We start from the raw sequence: 20,029 nt of genomic DNA, 5'->3' as shown, positions 1-20,029 counted from the left end.
GGTCAGCGAGGACACGGCGAGCGAAGGACTCGCGGTGTTCGGCCCGCTGGATCGTAGCTATCTGGATTCGGCTTCCGGCGAGTTGCTCGGTCTGCTGGACGCTGTCACCGGGACTCGGCGCAGCACACGGCATTGGAATATCGGCCCGGACGGTGAGGTGACCGGCGGGCGGACCGCACTCGACTCCGAGCAGGCCGTGCCGAGCCCGTTTGCCACCAAGTTCACGCGGTATATCGACGGTCGCTCGGTGTGGCAGGGCCACAGCTTCCCCCGCGCCGACATCACCGAGATGCGGGAACAGGTGTCCTACCTCGAGGACCGGCTGTTGGACTTCTCGAGTGCGCAGGAAGCCATGTTGCTCGACCTGCACTCACGGGTGATGACCGAGCTCGGCCGGGCCGAACGGCATGCGGTGCACACCCCGGAAGAGACCGCGCACGTCGGCGGTGTGAGCGCTGACGCCCAGGCCAAAGCCCGGTTGGTCGAGGAGTTCAACCTCAACCATCCGTACTTCGTCATCGCCGGATTCGACCATCCCCGCGTCCCCGTCGACGCGGTGCGAGAAATTCTGGAGACACTGGACGACCTGCTCACCCGATACCGGCACGCCCCGAATCTGGTTGCGCACATGAGCAATATCCGCGAACTGCGCATCGATTTCCTGGCGGACCCCGGCGTCAACGCCGAGACCCTCAACCGGGGCACCCGGAGCAAGTGGATGACGCTGAACCTGTCCCGGGTGGCCGACCGAGCTCAGGCACTCGAGGACGATCTGTACGACCGCTCGACCGGGTTCCACCCGGCCAGCGGACGGTCCTACCACGACGATGTCATCCATGAATTCGGGCACGCGATCGACCACGCCACCGGCAACCGGCTCAGCCGGGATATCGAGAGCGTGCTGCGGCGCGCATGGGCAGCGCTGCGAATCGCCGGCCTGATCACCGAATCCTACGAAGAATGGCTCGAGCGCCTTCCGGAGGCGGCCTTCACCGACGGAACGAAAACTACGCTCAGGCCGGCGGAGGCGATCGCGGTCGGGTTCGCCGTTGTGGAGATCGACGGCCCCGTCATCGGCAGTCCGCAATGGGTGATCCATCAGTACGTCACCACCCTGCGCCGACCGGAGATCTCACCGGACCTGGTGGTGAATCTTCCTTCCGGCGACACGAAATCGGGAACCGCCACCACAGCGGACCGGTCGGGGCCCGACGACGCCATCGGCAGTAGGCCACACGATCCGGAGAGGACGGAGTCGGCCGACCCGGACCTTCCGCGATCGGCGCCGATCGCGCACGCCGATCCGCCCGGCCAAGGTGTCGACGATGAGGAAAACCCCTCTGCCACAGCGGCTCCTGCCACAGATGCGATCGGGGGGAGGCCGGACAGCGAGCCGACCGGCGCTCGGCCGAGCCGAACGGAATACGACGGCGCAGAACTTGTCAGAAAGTACCATCCCGAGGTAGACGAATTCTGGAAGAAGCTGGTCGAGGTCGTCGTTCTCGACGAGAACGAGGAAGGTTCCTTCATCGGACCCGACGGAGAGCCATTCACAACCGGGCGCGGCCAGAATTGCTTCCTCATGCTGCGCTCCGGCAAAATTGTCACCACTAAAGACGGCAGTGGTGAACATCCGAATCTTTTATACTCTTATATAGAAACCCATGCCGATGAAAACGAGCGGCGAATATACAATAAGATCGAAGGACCGAGTATCGTCGCAGGTGGTGGCATCTGGCGCCTCGTCGGCGGAAGGCCGGAGATAATCATATTCTTCAGCGGCCTGTTCTTCGAACATGCAACCAGGTCTCCAAAATTCTGGGCCCAAGCTCGGCACCGACTGAGCCAGAATTTCGATTTGTCGACTATATTCATAGAGTTCGATAATCTTCATGTCGGAGGGGCGTGGCAGAATCCACCCGAGAACGAAGACAACTCCGCAGAAGAATTTATTCGAAGTTCGAGTTCTTTCCGAGATCGACCGGCACTCGCGGAAAAGGTAGCGAAGCATCTCCGCGGTGGTAACGAGGAATTCTGGTTCGAGGTCGAAAACGTCGGCTTTCCGCACGACGGCGGGCTGTCGATCGATGCGATCGTCCATCCCGTTCTCGGCGAACCAGCGGCAGTGACGATCGACGTCGGCCGAGGCGACACACCGGAGACCGCCCGTTACCGTCATTTCGATCCCGGCCCCGAACCCGAACGAACGGTCCCCGCATTTCGGATCGTGCACGAAACACTCACTCAGTGGCTCAGCGCATCGGGGATCGCCATCACCGCCCCGATCGAGGGCCCCACCGATGTGATCGGGGCGAGACCGGACCGGGCGAGCGGCAATCGCGACAACACCGCGGCATCGGCTCTCACCCCGTGGCAGCAACGCCCCGGGTCATCCCCAGCCATCGGCGCCAGACCGTCGAACGGTGAAATGCCCGACGGCACGGAGGCTTTCCGTCGCCGACCCGACGGCTCACCCTGGTCGCGCAGGAAGCCGCGGCGAGAAAAGCATGCACAGAGCACAGGTACCCACCGACAGACGGAGCCCCTCGCCGCTCCCTCGACCGAGAATCCCCGAGCCCAGCGAGCCATCGCCACACTGACGGAGTACTTCGGCGCGGATGCCACCGAGCGGACCTTGGTCCAGACGGTGGACCCCGACGATGTGACCGGCGCCTCCACGGCGCATACCGAGAAGGTCGCGCAGTGGTGGGAGTCGCTGGGCGCCGGGGCTCCGAATCGGTCCGGGCTGCCGCAGGTGCAAAGAGAGCTCGACCTTTCGGACGAACAGTACGAGCTACTTGCAGCCTATTCGTGGTTGATCGGCAATGCCGATGGCATCCCATACTCGGTGCGCGACCGAGCGAATCGGCTGGCGATCGAACAGCGCATCGAACAATTCCTGGAACGACGGCCCGGCCAGCTCCGGCGCTTCCGCACCACCCTCACCGCGGCCGAGCGAGCCGAGCTGAGGAATCTGCTCCACCTTCGGGACCAGCTGCCGCTGATCGAGAAGACAGCCGCGGGACTGACCGGCGGGCCGCGAGTTCAAGTGGTGGCGTTCGACCCCGCCGCGCACGGCGAGAACGGCCGCGTGATCGTCTCCATCGGTGACCTGGACAACGCCGAAATCATCAACGTGATGGCAAACGGTTTCGGCTCGACCACGGAGATGCTGTATCACCGTTCGGGGTATGCGATGAGCCTCAACGAGATGGCCACACTGCGCGCCGACGGCGCAGCGGTCGCGACGATCGGGTACATCGGCTACCACTGCCCCACCGATGCCTCGGTCGCGGTCCCGCGCAAGGCCGCGGACGGCGGTGACATGCTGGCCTGTGATATCACCGCCGTCCATGCCACACGCGCGCATTACGCCGGGCGTGGCAGTGGCGCACCGATGCCGCGGTTGTTCAACGCTGTCGGGCACAGTTACGGTTCCACCACCACCTGCTATGCCGGACAGGGCGGGCGCCTGGCCGGTGTGATCGATCAGGTGATCCTCACCGGATCCCCAGGTATCGGCTGGGCCATCCGACACGCCGATGATTTCGGTGTACCGGTGTGGGTGCTGGGCGAGCCGGCAGACCCCGTCGCTCAGCTGGGAAGCACTGCGCTGCAGGAGCAGCGAAGCAGCATCGACATCGGTTTGGGGCTGGCGCCGACGTCGGCCGAGTTCGGCGCCACGGTGCTGACCACCGAGGTCCCGGCGGGACCGAAGTTCGCAATGAGGCGATCGGATCGGCTCGACCGGAGTGTATTCAAGCCGCACGCCTCGTACTACCTCTGGCACGATTGGCCAAGCCGGATTCCCGCTCGTGCCCTGGACAATATCGGCTGGGTCGCCGTCGGGCGTGGCGAGCTCGCCGAGGTCAGGGAACACCACGCGGCCGATCGCCGCGGATGGTTGCGGGCACGGAGCACCGGCCGTCTCGGATCGAGGGATCGCAGCGAAAAGACGTCCGGGCCACCGCAATCGCCCACCCATCCGGACGAAGGCGCCGCCATCGGCAGCAGACCGAGGCCGAGCATCTCTCGGCCGCCCATGGGCGCGGCGCCGACGGAATACGCTGTGGCGACACCGGTCCGGCCGGACGCATACCAGCCGCACATGGCCGAGGACGTGCGGGTCCGGAAGCTGATCGTCCGCGACGGACTGTTCTGCGATTCGGATGGAACGCCGCACAACAGCGATGATTACGAGTACTTTTTGATCGGCGTCCAACCGGACGACTTCCGAGTCGTCGGCCCGGGAGACTTTCCGGAAGACGAAGTGGACGACGATTCGTACGACTTCGTGCACCCGCACGACATCGTCTTCTGCTCCTATGCCGATCCTGGCGATGGGCCGATCGGGGCCGGCCACTGGCGCAGGATGGTCAACGGTGTTCCGCAAGAGACCCTCCTCACCTGCCGTGCGTTCCCGGACACACTCGAAGAACGCGTGAAATTCGTGATGCAGACGCTCCATTGGCTTTCCGGGCACGGAATGGACCTCGCCGCGATAAATCTCAGTGGCACATTCCACGGCACCATTTTCCGTCTATCCGCACCCCTGCATTCGGCAGCGGAACTGATTTCACAGGAATACGCGCATCCGGAGTCGGTCTTCGCTTGTGCCACAACACAATTCTGGGTCTACCCCGCCGTGGTCGAGTCGACGCCGGCACGACTGTCGGTGTCGTTGCCCGTCACCCTGCTGAACGGCACCAGTGTCGAACACACAATGACCCTGACCCGCCACGGCGACACCATCACCGCGTCCTTCACCGAGCCCACTCACTCACCCGGCGCCACCGAAGCCGCCGCGGCGTGGACGCAACTACGGTCGGAACTGATCGATCCGTGGTTGGCGAATTCGAATGTCGTTGTCACCGTTGATATCTCCGCATCGGTCGCTGCGACGGACGAGGCCGCCCACGAGGAACAGCCCGGCCGCACCGACTCGGGCGCCATGTCGTCGGCCGACGAGGTGCCGGATATGCCGGACGCAGCCGACCAGCGCACACCGCAAGACCGCCGGGTCTACCACCGCCTGCTGGCCCAACTCGGCGACCCCCGCACAGCCCGCGACCTCGCCGCCAGAGCACACTTCCGCGCCGAGCGAGAACAACCACCCACCGACCCCGACGCCGCCGCAGAACACCTGCTCCACATCGCCGACACCATCCTCGCCGAACACCGCGCCGCCATGGCACAACTCGACGACGTTGTCGGCGACCAACCCGCGCTCCGACAACAACGCCTCACCAACCCCCAACACGGCGGCGTCTTCTTCCACAACCAGCCCGATGAGCCCCAGGACGCTGTGGGTACGGACGATGTTCCGGCGGAACCGAATCCACACCGTCTGACCGACCGCGAGATCGAAATAGAACACGAACGGAGCGAAACCGAGCGTGCGCGTGTGGATCTCGCGAGGGCACTCGGCGTGGACCCGCGCATAGTGGAACTGCGAGGGGCGCTGCTACAGGTCCTCGATCAGGCGCAAATGGAGTTGCGCCTCCTCAGCGACGAGGACTGGCCTCGGATCCAACCCGAGAAGCTTCCCGGCTGGCTGGGACGAGCTCTCGACCGTGAGTACCGCGCCCAGCGCGCAATGAGCGACGGAGCCACCGCGGAAGAACTCGCCCGGCTGGACGCGGATACCCGCCAACTCGAAGCAGATCTCGCGACGATTCTCGGGCAAGATCAGTTGGCCCCCGGTTGGCGCGCCGCCGACAGCGACGACAAGCTGCACGAACTTCGGCGACTGGCCACGCGCGCAAACGCTCCTCGAGAGATCGCAGATCTCGTCGATGCCGCCGCACGCTTCTTCGGCCTGGCCCGGCCGACACCGCCTGCCACGGATTCGCCGGCCGTGGCAGGAGCGCGCGCGAGCATTCGTGAATTGCTCACTGCCGAAGCCGATATCGCCGCGGCGGAGGAAATGCTCGATGCTCTGGTTCGCACGGCGGAGGGTCCGGTCGCAGTCCGGGTACGGCCGGAGGGAACCGAACGCGTGCGGGTCGAGGTGCTCGACCACAGCCGGATCGTGCCGGTGCGTGATGAGCCGGATGAGTCGACAGGGGAGGTGATGCCGACCGAGGCGGGTGAGGTCACCGCGCTGTTGGACAAGTCCGGCCGGTGGGGCTTCCGGATACACACCAACGGGTCGCGCACCCGATGGTTCGCTGCAGGGCAGACCCAGGCGGTACCGGTGTCGACCGAACCCGCGGTGCGGATGAGGTTCGAGCGGGGGCAGGTTCGGCAGGGCGTGGCGCGGGCTCGCAGGGATGTCGGCCGATTCCTGTCGCACAACACCCGGATGCCCCAGACGACGATCGACGCCGCGGTGCTCGCCCTGTCGGAATTGCTGGGGAACTCCGCACAGTACGCGAAACAAGGTGGAGCGGAGGTCACCGTGGAGGCGGACGACACCCGCGTGCGGATCGGCATCACCGACACATCACTCGGATTGCCGAAGTGGCGTATCGAAAGCGACGTCGATGCAGCCGACGAGGTCGCTCCCTCACCCACCATCGACCTCGACGACGTCGACGCGTTCCTGGCCGGTATCGACCTGGCGGCGCTGGACTCTGCCAGGACCGACCCGGACGAACTGGGGAACCGGGCCGATGGCGAGCATGGGCGGGGCGCGCGGATCGTGAGGGACAAAGCTTTCGCCGTCGGTACCGATCTGACCCGACACGGCAAGACCGTCTGGGTCGAATACCGCACTCCCCCAAGGAGCTACCCGGCCTCCCTGGACGACGTGCTCGACCTCCCCCGCGGGAGCGCGACCCGCGCCGACGGGGCTGTGATGCCCCCGTCACCGTGGACTAAGCGAGGGCAGTCCGCGGAAGGCCCATTCGCTTTCAACACGCCGCCGGGGAGCACGCCGGGGGCCGGGCTGGTCGGCTCCAGACCACGTGCACTCCGAGAAACACTGGCCCGTGTCGATGAGAGCGGCGTCGATCCGACGACCGCAGCGCAGGTCGAACGGGCCATCGTCCGCCGCTACGAGCAGCAGCACCGGAAAAGCGCCAAGAACGGTCGGTCGCAAAATTCGAGAAGTAGTGAAGCCGTAGCACAGACCATCCAGTGGCTCGATGGCCTCATGCTTTTTCGGGCACTCGAAGTTCTCGCATCCTCCGGCCGAGCGATGCCGACGCCGCCGCCGGATACCGGCCCCACAGCCGAGGACCTCGCTCGGGACCCCAGTCAATTGCCCGCCACCTTGGCGACAGCGCTCTCCGACCTCGCGAACGCAGATGCCACGGTGGCCGAACAGGCGAACCTTGCTGTTCTCAACATATTCAGCGAATACCTGCAGTCGACCACCAAATCGATATATCGCGATCACCAGTTGAGCAAGCTCAACTCTTCGATCGGCCTCGGCTTCCCGGAAAATGTCGCGAGTGTGCTGGCCCAGCTGTCAGCCAATTCCTTTATACGGACACCGAAGGCCCGCGCGCTGGTCGCGGACATCGCCGCGAAAACTACGACCCAGTGGCTCGACAAGACCCGCAGAAGGGCCGAGCGAAGCGAAAGTGACCCGGCGGACCTACTCGCCGACATCTACCGGCGCAATCACATGCCCCTGTCGCAGGCGCGGCGACGTGAACTCCAGGGCCGTTTGCGCGGCATACGAGCCGAATTCGAGGAACTTGCATCCCGCCGAGCGGCTGTACTGGCGCGGATTCCGGATTCGGCAAATATAGACGCGGCACGCTGGCCGGCGGGTTTTCTCACCGGACTCGCCGAGGTCGAACAGCTGACCGTCGCGGTCGACGCTTGGCTCGCCGACGGGGTTCCGATCACCCCCCGCATGCTGAAGGAAATCATGACTAGCGACCTCGCCCAGCTCGGCGGAGCCAAGGGAGAGGTCGCATTGGCCGAACAGCTCGATGGAATCCACGCGCTGGGCACTCCGGTTCATGCCGAGACGCCGGATGGCGGTCGTTTGGAGAGTGAAGTCGACGTCTCGACCGACGGAGGCAGGACCTGGCACGAGGCGAAGAATTACACCCTCGAGTCGCAGCGGCAGCGCCAGAGCAGGCTGGAGGCGCAGGCACGCAAGCAACTCCGCATCGCATATCTGAATCGCGATTACTGGGTGGATGGCCTCCCACCACAGATCAAGTGGCACTTCACGATCGGCGTCGACTCGGCGATCCAAGCCGCCCTGGAGGCCATACGGATCGAAGACGAAAATGGGCGGACCCTCGAGGACTACCGCATCGAGGTGATCGATGATTCCACCACCGCAGTCGCCGCTGGACCGCAGTCTGCCGCCGGGACCAAGAGTGAGCCCAGGAATTATCCCGCTTCTCTCGACGATGTGTTCGACCTGGCGCCGGGCCGAGTACGGCACGCAGACGGAACTCCAGTTGTGTCGTCGTCGTGGGCGAAACGGGGCGCACCGCACGAAGGCCCCTCAGCCTTCAACACGCCGCCGGGCGGCGTGCCCGGTGCAGGACGATCACAATCACGATCGAAGCCGGAAATCCGTCCATCCGCGGAGACTGCGCCTGAAAGCGAGGCCGACCTGGAAGCGAGGATCGCCGACCGCTTGTCGGCGCTCGGATTGGAAACCCAGGCCGAACTCCTTCTCGAGGCGAGCCTGTCGCTCGAGGAGAAATTTCTGGGCGTTGCGATCATCGCGGGGCAGCCCCGGCCGGAAGTCATCTTCGGCAAGCGCAGGTGGGCGGGTCACCTGGGTGCACGGTTGGTTGCACGACAGCACGGCAATCAAGAGCTGACCGTGGATTTCATCTTGGAATTGGACCGTGCCTTGACATTGTCGGAAGACGTGCCGAGAGGCCGAGAAATTCTGGAACCGAGATCAAGGGTAGGGATCTTGTACTCGGAGCAGACTTCCGATCAGATAGCAGCTATCGACGACAATCCACTCTTGACATATCTGCCACCACCGGCGGGTCCTGGCGACTACGGCGTGATCAAGTATCCGGATTTCGATTCACCCGCAGATCTCCGCCGAGAACTACAGGCGTTGTGCGACTGGTACAACGCGGCAAAGCGCGAATCCAATTACGATCCATACGAGCTCGCAGCAAGACTGCAACGCTGGTTCGTCTCCATCCACCCGGTTGAGCACAATGGACAAGCTTCTCGGATCCTGATGCATTGGTCTTTGGAGCAGGACGGAAAATTTCCGAGCGCAGTCCGAGAATTCGACAGCGTCCAGAATCGACCGTCGGACTGGGTGGCTGCAGTCCGGGCGGGGAGCCTGCGATACGGCGAATTCCTCGCCAAGCTCGGAGAAAGCGGCTCGGAAATAGATCCGGTTGCGCTGTTCGGTTACGAACAGCAGCGTGAAAATTATCGACAGATGAACGGCGAGACTGCCCCGTTTGCTCCAGGGCAATCGCGCGACCGCGTCAGATATACGCGGCTGTGGAAGTCGCTGACGTCAGGCGAAACTCGGCCGGAACCCAGCGCCGCGATCGACTCTCCGCCCGATGCCGCCACGGCCCCGCTCGAAGAGCTTCGTGCATGGGCGGCAAGCTACGATGATCGACAGCTTCGGCATCTCCTCGCCGAGAAACACGCCGCTCTCACGGCCCGCGTATCAACATTCGCCGACGAACGAGCATCGGCCGGCGAAATGGCGGGCGCAACGCGGGAACTGAGCGTGTATCTGCGAGAGGCGGTTCGTCGGCTGATGGCCAGGGCGTCCCTAGCCGGCCCAGTTCCGGATGATGCCCGCGGACTACTCGCCACGGCGCGCACCCTGACCGATCACTTCCCTGACGCGCAGGAGCTACATGCGGCCGCGCGCACCTTGGTCACGGTCCACCGTGTGCTCGAAACCGAGGATGCCGTGGCTCTCCTGGTCGCACCTGTCGGCACTACCATGGAGGAAACAGCGGCCGGGAGTGCTGCCGACCGCGATCCTGCCGCTCGCGCGCCGAGAGATCACGCCGATACGGATGCGCAAGCCGATGCTGAAATACAACGCGCAGCCCGGACAGCCGAGGCACAACCGGGCGAGCCGGTGCAAGCCGGCACCGCCGACCGAACGACGGCATCGGCGGCTCGGCGTGCCCTGGCCGAATTGATCTCGGCGCCAGTGCATATCGTGCACGCGGGAGCTGTGCGCTCGGTCGTGAACGCCGTCCAGCGGCGCATCGCCGAGGCGCCCGACGCCGTTCTCGTGGCGGTGGATATCTCCGAGCTGTTCGCCTGGATGTCGGAGTCGCTCGACGTGCACCATCGAGCCGAGGCGGTGACCAGGCAGTCCGCGCGGTTCGACGCTCTACCGGCGGATCGTCAGGACCGGCTCGACAATCTGCGGCGGGCGTTCGTCACATCCAGCGAAGCATTGTCCCGGCGTCTCGATCGCATGTTCGGCTGCGACCCGACGGCGCCGCTCGCCGCCCTGGATGCCGATGATCGCCTCCACAAGTTGCGACGGCTGGCCGAAGTGTCGAACTCGGCTCGGGCCGCTGCCCTGGTCGATTCGCTGACGCGCTACTTCGAGAACGGCCACGTCGAGAATCGTCGTTTCGACGACCACACGGATCCGGAATTGGCCGCTGCCGCAGCGCGATACCGCGAGCTGCAGGCAGCAGGATTCACCGGGACAGCGGCGCAGAAGGATGTTGCGAAGGTTGCCGGAACCTCGCAGTCGACGGTCAGCCAGGTACTGCGCCGACCGGCCGCCGATATCACCGCCGACCAACGAATCATCCTCATCGCCGCACGCTGGCTCGACTACCCGATGCCGGACGATCTGGTACGCGTCGCCGCGCGGTACGAATCGGAATTGCACAGCGGCACAGGTTCGATGCTGCCCAGCGCGCGGAAAACCTCCGGATCCGCAGCCGTAACGAACGACACCGGCCGCACCGACCCGGGCGCCATTTCGTCGGCCGCCGAGGAGCCGGATGCCGAGCGACCGGCCCCCGGCGCGATCGGCGCGAAGCCGGCACAAAGCACTTCGCTCTACGAATTCGAGCAGGGGCTCCGAATCGAGGGCGCCTCGCTCGTGGACGACCCGGCCGTCCCGTTGCGCGATGGCGACCTCGAGACGTTCTTCGACGCCGCGCTGAGGAGATTCGGTCCGCCGGATCTCATCGGGGGAAGACCTACCGAACCAGCGGGGCCGGCCCCCGAGGGCGATGCCACCTCCACGGCAGCTCCGACCGCTGAGGAAATCGCCGCTCGGAGGCGACGGGACTTCCTGCGCTGGATTCGTAAGGACCGACCTCGGTCGACAACCGAGCCGGCATCGCACGAAGGCCGGACAAACGCGACGGTTTCGAAGCGCGAACTGCTCGTCGTCAACAAGCCGTTCACGAAGTTGTTGTTCGGCGAGAAATTCTTGCCGGGCGAGTTCGTGAACCAAATCGGTACCGCCGCAGCGTCCTCGGGACTCACGTATGTCTTGCTGGGCCACGGGGAATCTACGACGACGACCGCCATGGCGGCTGCCGCGCTGTGGGTCCCGGGCGCATTCGAATTGCTGGCCGGCTATGCAACCGACTTCTGGAAACCGGAAAAGGTGGTGAATTCCGCACTGTGGGTGGGCTCGGCAGCCGCGACCACTGCTGCCGGGCTGGTGCTGGCCGATGCCTCCCATCTTGGAATCGCTTTGACTGCGGCGACACTGGTCGAAGCCACCGCGGGCACTTTTTATACGAGCACCTTCCTCAACGAAATGCGGAATCTGCTCACCGAATCACAGCTCGACTCCGGAAACCGCCTGATAACCAGCACCGGATCTGCCGCGGGGATCACCGGCGCAGCACTGGGCGCGGGGCTGGCCGGCGTCGCGCCCGCAGCCCCGTTCGGCCTGAACGCTCTCAGCTACTGGGGGAACCTGGCGAACGTCCGGGGATTCGTTTTCCCCCCTCGGGCCCGAAGGAAGCCACGCAACCTTTTCCGGGAGATCGGCGACGGAGTACGCGCACTGCGGCGGGAGAAATTCCTCACCCAACACACCGCTTTCGCCACTATCAACAATGCCGCGTTTGCCATGATGGGGCTCCGCACCGCCACCGTTCTGACCGACGCAGGCCTGCCGGGTTGGGCAAAGAGCGCGGCCGCTACCGCGCCTGCTGTCGGCGGGATACTCAGCGGCTTCCTGCCGAAAGCGCTCGATCGGATCGACGCCACCACCTTCTATCCGGCTGCACTCGCCAGTATGGCGGGCTTCTTCACGCTGATGGCATCGACGACCGATCCCGCTGTGATCGCGTCCGCGTCGCTCGTGGACGCGATGGTGATGGCGGCGGCGGGCAACCGGGTCATGAAATACGCACAAGACGCCTTCCCCGATGACCTTCGAGGCCGAGCGATGTCAGCGCGCCGGCTGTTCCTGAAAAGCGGACCGGCCCTCGGCTTCTTGGGGGCTGCCGCCGTGGCGAACGCGCATGGAGGCCAGGGCGGTGACGCCATGGCCGGTGTAGCCGCGGCCGCTACCGCGCTCACTGCCACGGGTTACAGCGCTCTTCTTCTCGTCAGGCGGGGCCGCGTTTCTCTCCGAGTCATCACACGAGGTCGCGGGTGGCTCGGACGATTGTCCCGCGCACACCGGGCCGAACCTGCCGAGGCGGAACGCGCCTCAACGAACGCCACCCGCCCCACCGAGACTTCGGACGAAGCTACGCGCCCGGCCGAGGACAGCCGGGTTTACCACTACCTCATGGCTCAACTCGGCAACCCGCGCATAGCCCGCGACCTCGCCGCCAAAGTCCACGCCCGCGCCCAGCGAGAACAACTACCCACCGACCCCGAAGCCGCCACACAACACCTGTTCCACATCGCCGACAAGATTCTCGCCGAACACCGCGCCGCCATGGCAGGACTCGAAGACGCCATGGACAACAAACCCGCACCCGGAAGACCACAGCGCCTCAACCCGCCCCAACACGGCGGCCGCTTCTTCCACAACGTCCCCGATGAACCCCAGGACGGTGTGGGCTCGAACGATGTTCCGGCGGTACCGAATCCACATCGTCCGACCGATCGCGAGATGGAAATTGTCGCGTTGCGCAGGGCAGCCCTGACCGACAACGAGATCGCAATGGTCACCGGACTTCCGTTGGCAGATGTGCGGGCGCTTCGGGAGAGTGCCGCGCGCAGGCTCGAAACCGGGCGGCACGCAGAGCAAGAGGTATCAGCCGGGGAAAGCGCGGTGATGCGAACCGACGGTACCGTGGCCGATTCGCTCGGGCTCCACGGGGACGATCCGGTCGTTCGCGAGACCCGGTCGTGGCCGGTGGAAGATCAGCGGTGGGCGCGCCGGCAGATCGATGCGGTGCAGTTGTTCGTCGCAGAGCTCATCCCCGCAAAGCACGGCGGTGGCGGACGAGTCGAGGGGGAGACAACGCCGGACGGACGACGAGTCTTCCACGTGCCGTTGGGTTCCGGTCGGCTGGTTCAGGTCGAACTGCATCCCGGCCGCCGGGCCGTGATCTCGATGGTGCTGCGCGAAAGCGACCGCGGAAGTTCGCACCACGGACCCCAGTTCCGACGACTCTTCCGCAATCTCACCCGGAGCTCCGGGCAGGTGGCAGGTGCACACCTCCTCGGCACCTTGGTGTCGGATATGGAGTCCGTGCAAACGGAAGCGCGTCTGGGGCCCGCGGACGGGTATGTGAGAGATATACATAGCGACGTACCGGTCACTGTCGAGGTGACATCCGGTCGGTTCGGCCCGAACATCAGGGCGGTGGTCGAGGCGTCCGGTCTTCGGGCAGGCGTGGAGCTCAGCTACGGCAACGCCCCCAATCCAACGGTCCGGAGCGATTTCCCACTTCGAATTGCTAGGCAAGTAGACGTAAATTGGGCCTCCAGTCGGGTGCACGAGATGCTGCGGGAAGCAACGGAGCGGTGGGACGGCTCGCAACATCCTGGCGAGGCGGCCGCAGCCTGGCTCATCGAGGTTGCCGGCAGCCACCGCATGGCCCATTGGAATCACGCCCGCATCTCGCGGCCGATGCATGTGACCGCCACCATATCCGGTGCGCCAGGGTTTCGAGTGGTACATCTGACTGCGACCGCCGCTGCGACCGGCCGGACTCATGAGTTCACGGCCCGGGAAAGATTCGCCCTCGCCGCCGCTGTCGTCGCGGAGTCCGCACAGCCCGCGGCCGGCGTTCCGATCGGCCCCTGCGATTCCCGGGCGGGCCGACCGATCCCCTACCTCGATCACAAGGCGTTGCTCGGGGGGCTGTCGCAGACACACCCCTCCTGGGCGCGGGTGATCGAGCAACGCGCCGACGGTCCGGTCCGATACGAGATCCACTGGCGCAACGGCGCATGGATGTTCATCGATCCCAGGACCGGAGCCACTCGACCGTTCTCGGACTACAAGCCTGCGAATTCGCCCACCTGGCAAGCGATCTTCTTCGACGCTGCCGGCGAGCCACTCCACCCCACCGCCTATTATGTCCGTGAACTGCAGCACCGGCGCAGCGCGATGTGGGAACGTCTCGGCCTCGATGTGCCGGACGACAATTCCCGCGCCGCATGGCGGCGACTCGCCCGGACACAGCGCGAGGTCGTCGACGCGGAAGTGGCCGAAATAGATGCCTCACTGGCTGAGCTGCGTTCCGATGATCCAACCACCCAGAACGCATTGGCCGAACCACTACTGATCCGGCGTGTGGCCGCGACGGATCGGCTGAACGATCTGGCCGAGCTGGATTCTCTGGCGGTGCGGTACGACCGAGCCGCATCGCGCCTGGTCGTTCCGGCCTGCGAAGAACTGTTCGCACGGGAGTTGGAACGACGTGCCGGCACGATCGTCACACCGCACGTAGCCCGCTTCGCACCGAAACTCGGTGAGCCGCAGGAACTGTGGGTCGTGGCAATCGAAGGCGGGCATATGCGGGCGCTCGAGGATGCCCTCTGTTCCAATCCGGAGATGGCTTCAGCGCTGTGGCGTGGATGGCGGATCCGGTACGTCCAGTTGACCGCCGGTGAGTCGGGGCTCGAAGAAACGATCCTGGATGCCTCGGACGTGGAACGGGCGTATCGGGCGTCGTTCCGTCGGCAGCTGGAGAAGGAGCTGATGGCCGCCTACCTGGAGTACCGCCGCCAGGACGAATCCGCCGAGAACTTCACGACGTGGTTGAAGCCGCTGAAGTCGGATCTGTCGAATGTCCCGGACGATGTGATGACCGGCGGATCATCGGCGCCGGTCCGGATTGCTATCGACCTGATGCTCGACGGTATCCCGGGCTGGGAGGATGCGCGGCCCGCCGGAGCAAGGAACCAACAGCTGATTCCGATCCGGGCCGGCTGGCTGGAGACCGTTGTCGTCCCGGTGGAGTTCCAGGAAGCGACTGTGGACGAACCCCAAGGATGGCGAGTCGCCCAGCCCCGTGGCAACGACATGGCCGACGTGATGGCTCGGGAATTCGCCCGGCTGCGGCCGTCCGAAGGCAACGGGCGCGCGATTTTCCGGTCCACCGCGCGACTCGTGCGACTGGTTGAGAAGACCCTGGCCGGCACCGGAGATCTGCCCCCTCTGCCGTGGGAGAGCGCGCCCATCGTCCTCTTCTCGGAACCACCACCCGAGTTGCCGAGGGCCGCGGCGGTGGCGCGAAGCTACGAACTGCCGACCGTCGAGGAATGGGAACGCTACCAGGTCGAGCGGAATACCGACGCGGCGGTGAATGCGGAGGTACGATCGGCGCTCGAATCGGCGCCCGTGCGGGGCGTTTTCACAGCGGCGAGCTGCGGGATCGGCGAACTCACCTTCATTCGTGAACATTTCGCCGACACGCCGGTCCAGCTCCCGGATGACGACACGGTCGCCATCCTCGACTACACCGGCTTCCACTCCCACGAGCTCGCCCAGTACGCCGCCGGACAGTGGACCGAAACAACCCTCGACGAGATTACCGCCCGCATCACCAATTCCGACGACTCTGCCCATCTGGCATTGGTCAGCCTCCAAAAACCAGGCGCTCGCGAAGATTACATCGACGGGCACCTATTCACGCTCACCACCCACATCCAACACGGACTCCGGATACACGAACGGGTCCCGGCCGCCGACGGCGGAGTCATCGACCGCTATCTGTCCGACGAGAAAGCGCGCCAACGCCATGAAGAGCTCCTGCAGCAGCAACTGGAGGGCGCCACCTTCCACGCCATCACCTACACAGCCGACGGCATGCCGGAAGACCGCCTGCACACCGAGGACCAAGAAACCAGCACGAACTGGCATGACGCACCCTCGCCCACCACCCGCCTGGGCCGGGCCGCCGATGAATCCGCTTTCGTCGCGACAAACTTCGCCGAAGCCCACGCACCGGAGACCACACACAACACAGCACCTATCGAAGGCCGAGCGACTCCATGGCGTACTCACCTCGAGTCCGATGCGCTCGGCCGGGCCACAGAAGCTGCCGAGGAAACTGAACTACAGGTAAACCCGCATGCGCGTACTCCGTGGTCCGAGCCGGTCGCGATCACGGTCGACAAGGATCGAGACGCTCTCGACGCGCCACATGATCAGCCTCGTAACACCGAGCAATCACCCGACCTCCCGGGCGTCCAATCGCCGGATGAGATCGGATCGCGGCCGACAGATCCCATCGGCAGCAAGCCGACCCTGTATGTAGCCGAACCCCACCGGCTCGCAGCGGAACTATTCGGTTTGGACCCGAGCTTCGCCTACATCGATGACCTGATGCGGATCGCGGCAGGCGAACCGCATGGCCCCGCCTGGATCGACAGCCCTGATTACTGGGAATGGCAACTGAATTGGCTGGCCGGGCGCGGGCCCCGGCTCAGTACGCTCGCTGCTTTCTCCGCCGCCGCCCTCGAAGCCGAAACCGTTCTCGGCCTTCCCAATACGAGCGGCCGAGGGTTGCTGCTCGCACAACTGCGGCCCCGGACGCCCGGCGAGATGATGGCGATCTACAAACTCGAAACGATGCGGGCAGACGAGCCGGACCGGCCGAGTGGCCCGGACACCGCGGCACATGCCAGCGCCATCGGCCGCGTCGAGCGCGAGCTGTCGCTGGACGAACTTCCGCAGTACGCATACCTCCCGACGGTGGCGGCGCGACCGATACTCCAGGCCGATCGCGACCTGACCAGGAAGTATCAGTCACCGGCCGAGTTCTGGTATTTCGATCCGATCCCGCGGGACGGGGTGTTCGGGGCGAACTACCCGGGCTGCCGCGCCCTGGACCGACAGTCGCCGGCGTACCACCGAGCGCGGCACGCGGGCGACAGCCTGCTTCCGCTGATCGCCTGCCGCCCTGTGTACGACCGCTTCCTGAACCACTGGATCGAGCCGTATCAGTTGCGTCACGCCGAACAGTTGCGCGACGAATTCCACGGCACGAGATCGTCGCCGGAGAATCGTATTGCCCAGTGGTTCACGTCGGTCGTCGCGAACGTGCTGGCCGCTCCGCCCGATGCCGCTCCTGAGATACTCCACCGTGCCCTGCACTCGCAGCTGCGCCGCCGAACCGGTAGGTCCGTCCCCACGGACGATGCGCATTGGCGGTTCGTATCGGCAGTGCACGAATTGCTGAGCGGAGACTACGACTTCGGCCACTACCTCCAGAGTCGCGACCATCCGGAAACCGAGGGATATGTCCGGACCGTGCGCGAGACCGTCCTGCGTCGTCATTCGCCGACGGCGGTCGCCCGAGTTCCGTTCATCGCCAACGTCATCGGTGCGTTCCCCGCCGACGCGAACCCCAACCCACCCGCACCGGACAGCCCTCGGGCCGAGCCACTGAAAGTCGGCGAATACGTCAGGGGCGAAACCAAGCTGACCAACGCCACTGACTCACTGGCCGACCCGACGGCAGTGGATGGACCGCGAAATCGCACGCCACTTCTCCACGGCCTACCCGGCGACGAACGACAGCCGAGCATGGACTTCGGTGTTCCGCTACTACCGCCCCCGGCGCAACGTCGCGGCCGTGGCGCCAGGCCGCCTTCGCTCGATGGAGTACTCGATGTTCGGAGCGAGATCGAATTCGTCGATCCGGGCGTCGATCGGGGGAACAGACGGGGCCGTCGAGGTGACGTCCTGAGTGTGTGGCACCGCTTCGGCAGTGACGACTCGACTCCGGACCCCACAGAGCTTTCCCCCGCTCTCGGTCGTGCGCTTCGTGCTGCTGAGGCGGACGCCGAGGACGTGGTCACCTATGCGCTGCAACCGGCGCAGGCGCTCGGCCTGGATGCGACGAAGCTGCGGCAGCGCGACCCCGAGGCAATCGCGCGCACGGTCCGAGCGCTGCGGATTCGACAGCGCCGCCGATTCGAATCGGTTCTACGCCGGCTCGTAGCCGACGACGCGTTGACCGAGTTGCTCGACCATCAAGACGCGATTTCCGAACTGGATGAGCGCGTCCGCTCGCTGCCCCGGCATCTCGAAGCCGCGAAAACATACCTGGACGAGGTTCGCACAGCGCTCGCGATCATGGCCGTACCGGAGCTGTTCGCAGCTGCCGGAGTGAGCCCGTTCATCGATGACGACGGGCAGATCGTGGAGGCGATCGGATACACCTCGGACGGCCGAGTGATCGTCGCATCGCCACTGCGCGATCAACGTGCGCTGCTGGACCTGCAGGCGCCTGGGTTCCGCCGACAGGCTCCGAAAAACGGCGTGTCGATCGAGTACTGGCACGTTCGTATCGACGACCAGGGACGCCTCGTCGTGGAAACGATATCCGGAGCACATCCGGACCCGGAGCGCACCGCGTACTACTACCGCGACCGCGACTACGTCTGGTGGCGTAAGGACCTGGCCGACGAAAGGCCGTTCGCCGAGAAATACGCAGAGGCCCTTGCCTCGGGCGAGATCGCTCGCGAGCACCTGAAAGGCGATACCGGAGATGCGACGATGTCCGCGGGAGTAAGCATTGTTCACTACCGCAACGGATTTCGTCACATCGAGAAGAAGGTACGCGATATCGATCAGCGCGACGCCGAGAAGCTGGCGGCCATCACCCTCGCGGACGCCGGCTCGCGGCCTGCCGAGGTACTGGGCGCGGATGAAATCCTGCCTGGCGGCAGCGAACTGGTGCTGCTCATCGAGTATGTGCCCGGATTCGACGCGAGCGACATATTCGGGGATTTCGAAGACGCTTGGCGAGATTTCTTCCACACTCCGACCGGGCAGCGTCTCGGTCGGGGCGATACGCTCGTCCGCCCCTGGGACAGACACGAGCGCGGGAGCAAGAACTGGCGACTCCAGCTCGGTTTCATCGTTCGGCCGATCGACAACGGGAACGCGTACCAGGACGCACTACCGCCAGGGGGATTCACCCTTCACTACGCCACAGTCGTGAACGAAAAGATCGAGTGGCGGAAGCACTACACTCCGCGTGCGGAGCTCGAGGCGGTCCGGGAACGAACACTCACGTCGAAAGCGGCATACGATCGGCGCAACCGAGCCGAGTGGTACCAGGACGTGATCGACAACCTCGCCCGAATCGAAGCGAGCGCCTGGTACAACACACCAGCCGACAATGCCGAGGCGGTGTTGACACTCACCAACCTGCGGGACGTACTGGCCGAAAGACTCAACCTCCCAGGCGCCCGCAACCTTCCGCACCCGTACGACGAATTGACTCCGAGCGACTGGCGTACGGTGATTGCGTCGAAGTATGAAAGCCTTCGCCGATTCCGTGAAATGGGCTTCCCGGCCGACCGGACGGCTCGCGATCTCGACACACTCGACAAGTTGACCAAGTTGCTGTTGCACGCGCAGATGCGGCAGGTCACCCCCGATGCGCTCGACGACAGCTGGGTCGTCGACCCGGACAGCGACACCGTCGGGCAAACACTGACCGAGGTCTACCTGGATGGTCTCGCAGTCCGTTTGGCCGACGTGGAGGCCGCCGCGCAATCCGTGGGTCATGATGCCGAATCCCACATCGCCTGGGTCGAGGAATTCGGCCCGGAATCCGGAAGCCAGGCGTGACCGAATCCAGCAGTACTCTCGGCCCCATCGAGTAGGCACGCGTGATCAATGTGGCGCCACCGCAGGGATCCGCAACCGGAGGGCAGGGCCGCACTACACCCCGCACCCGCGCCGTAC

General features: G+C 65.1%; 1 protein-coding gene. It reads left to right on the top strand.

Annotated elements, in window-relative coordinates; genetic code table 11:
- The first annotated feature begins 157 nt into the window (after window positions 1-157).
- A complete protein-coding gene (locus ACPCUW_RS20170) occupies window positions 158-19,912 on the top strand; it encodes an MFS transporter (RefSeq protein WP_423426428.1) in 19,755 nt (6,584 codons plus the stop codon).
- The last annotated feature ends 117 nt before the right edge of the window (window positions 19,913-20,029 follow it).

Source organism: Nocardia sp. AB354 (genome assembly GCF_049538315.1).
GTDB classification, from domain to species: Bacteria; Actinomycetota; Actinomycetes; order Mycobacteriales; family Mycobacteriaceae; genus Nocardia; species Nocardia nova.
This window is presented reverse-complemented; position numbering and strand designations above follow the sequence as displayed.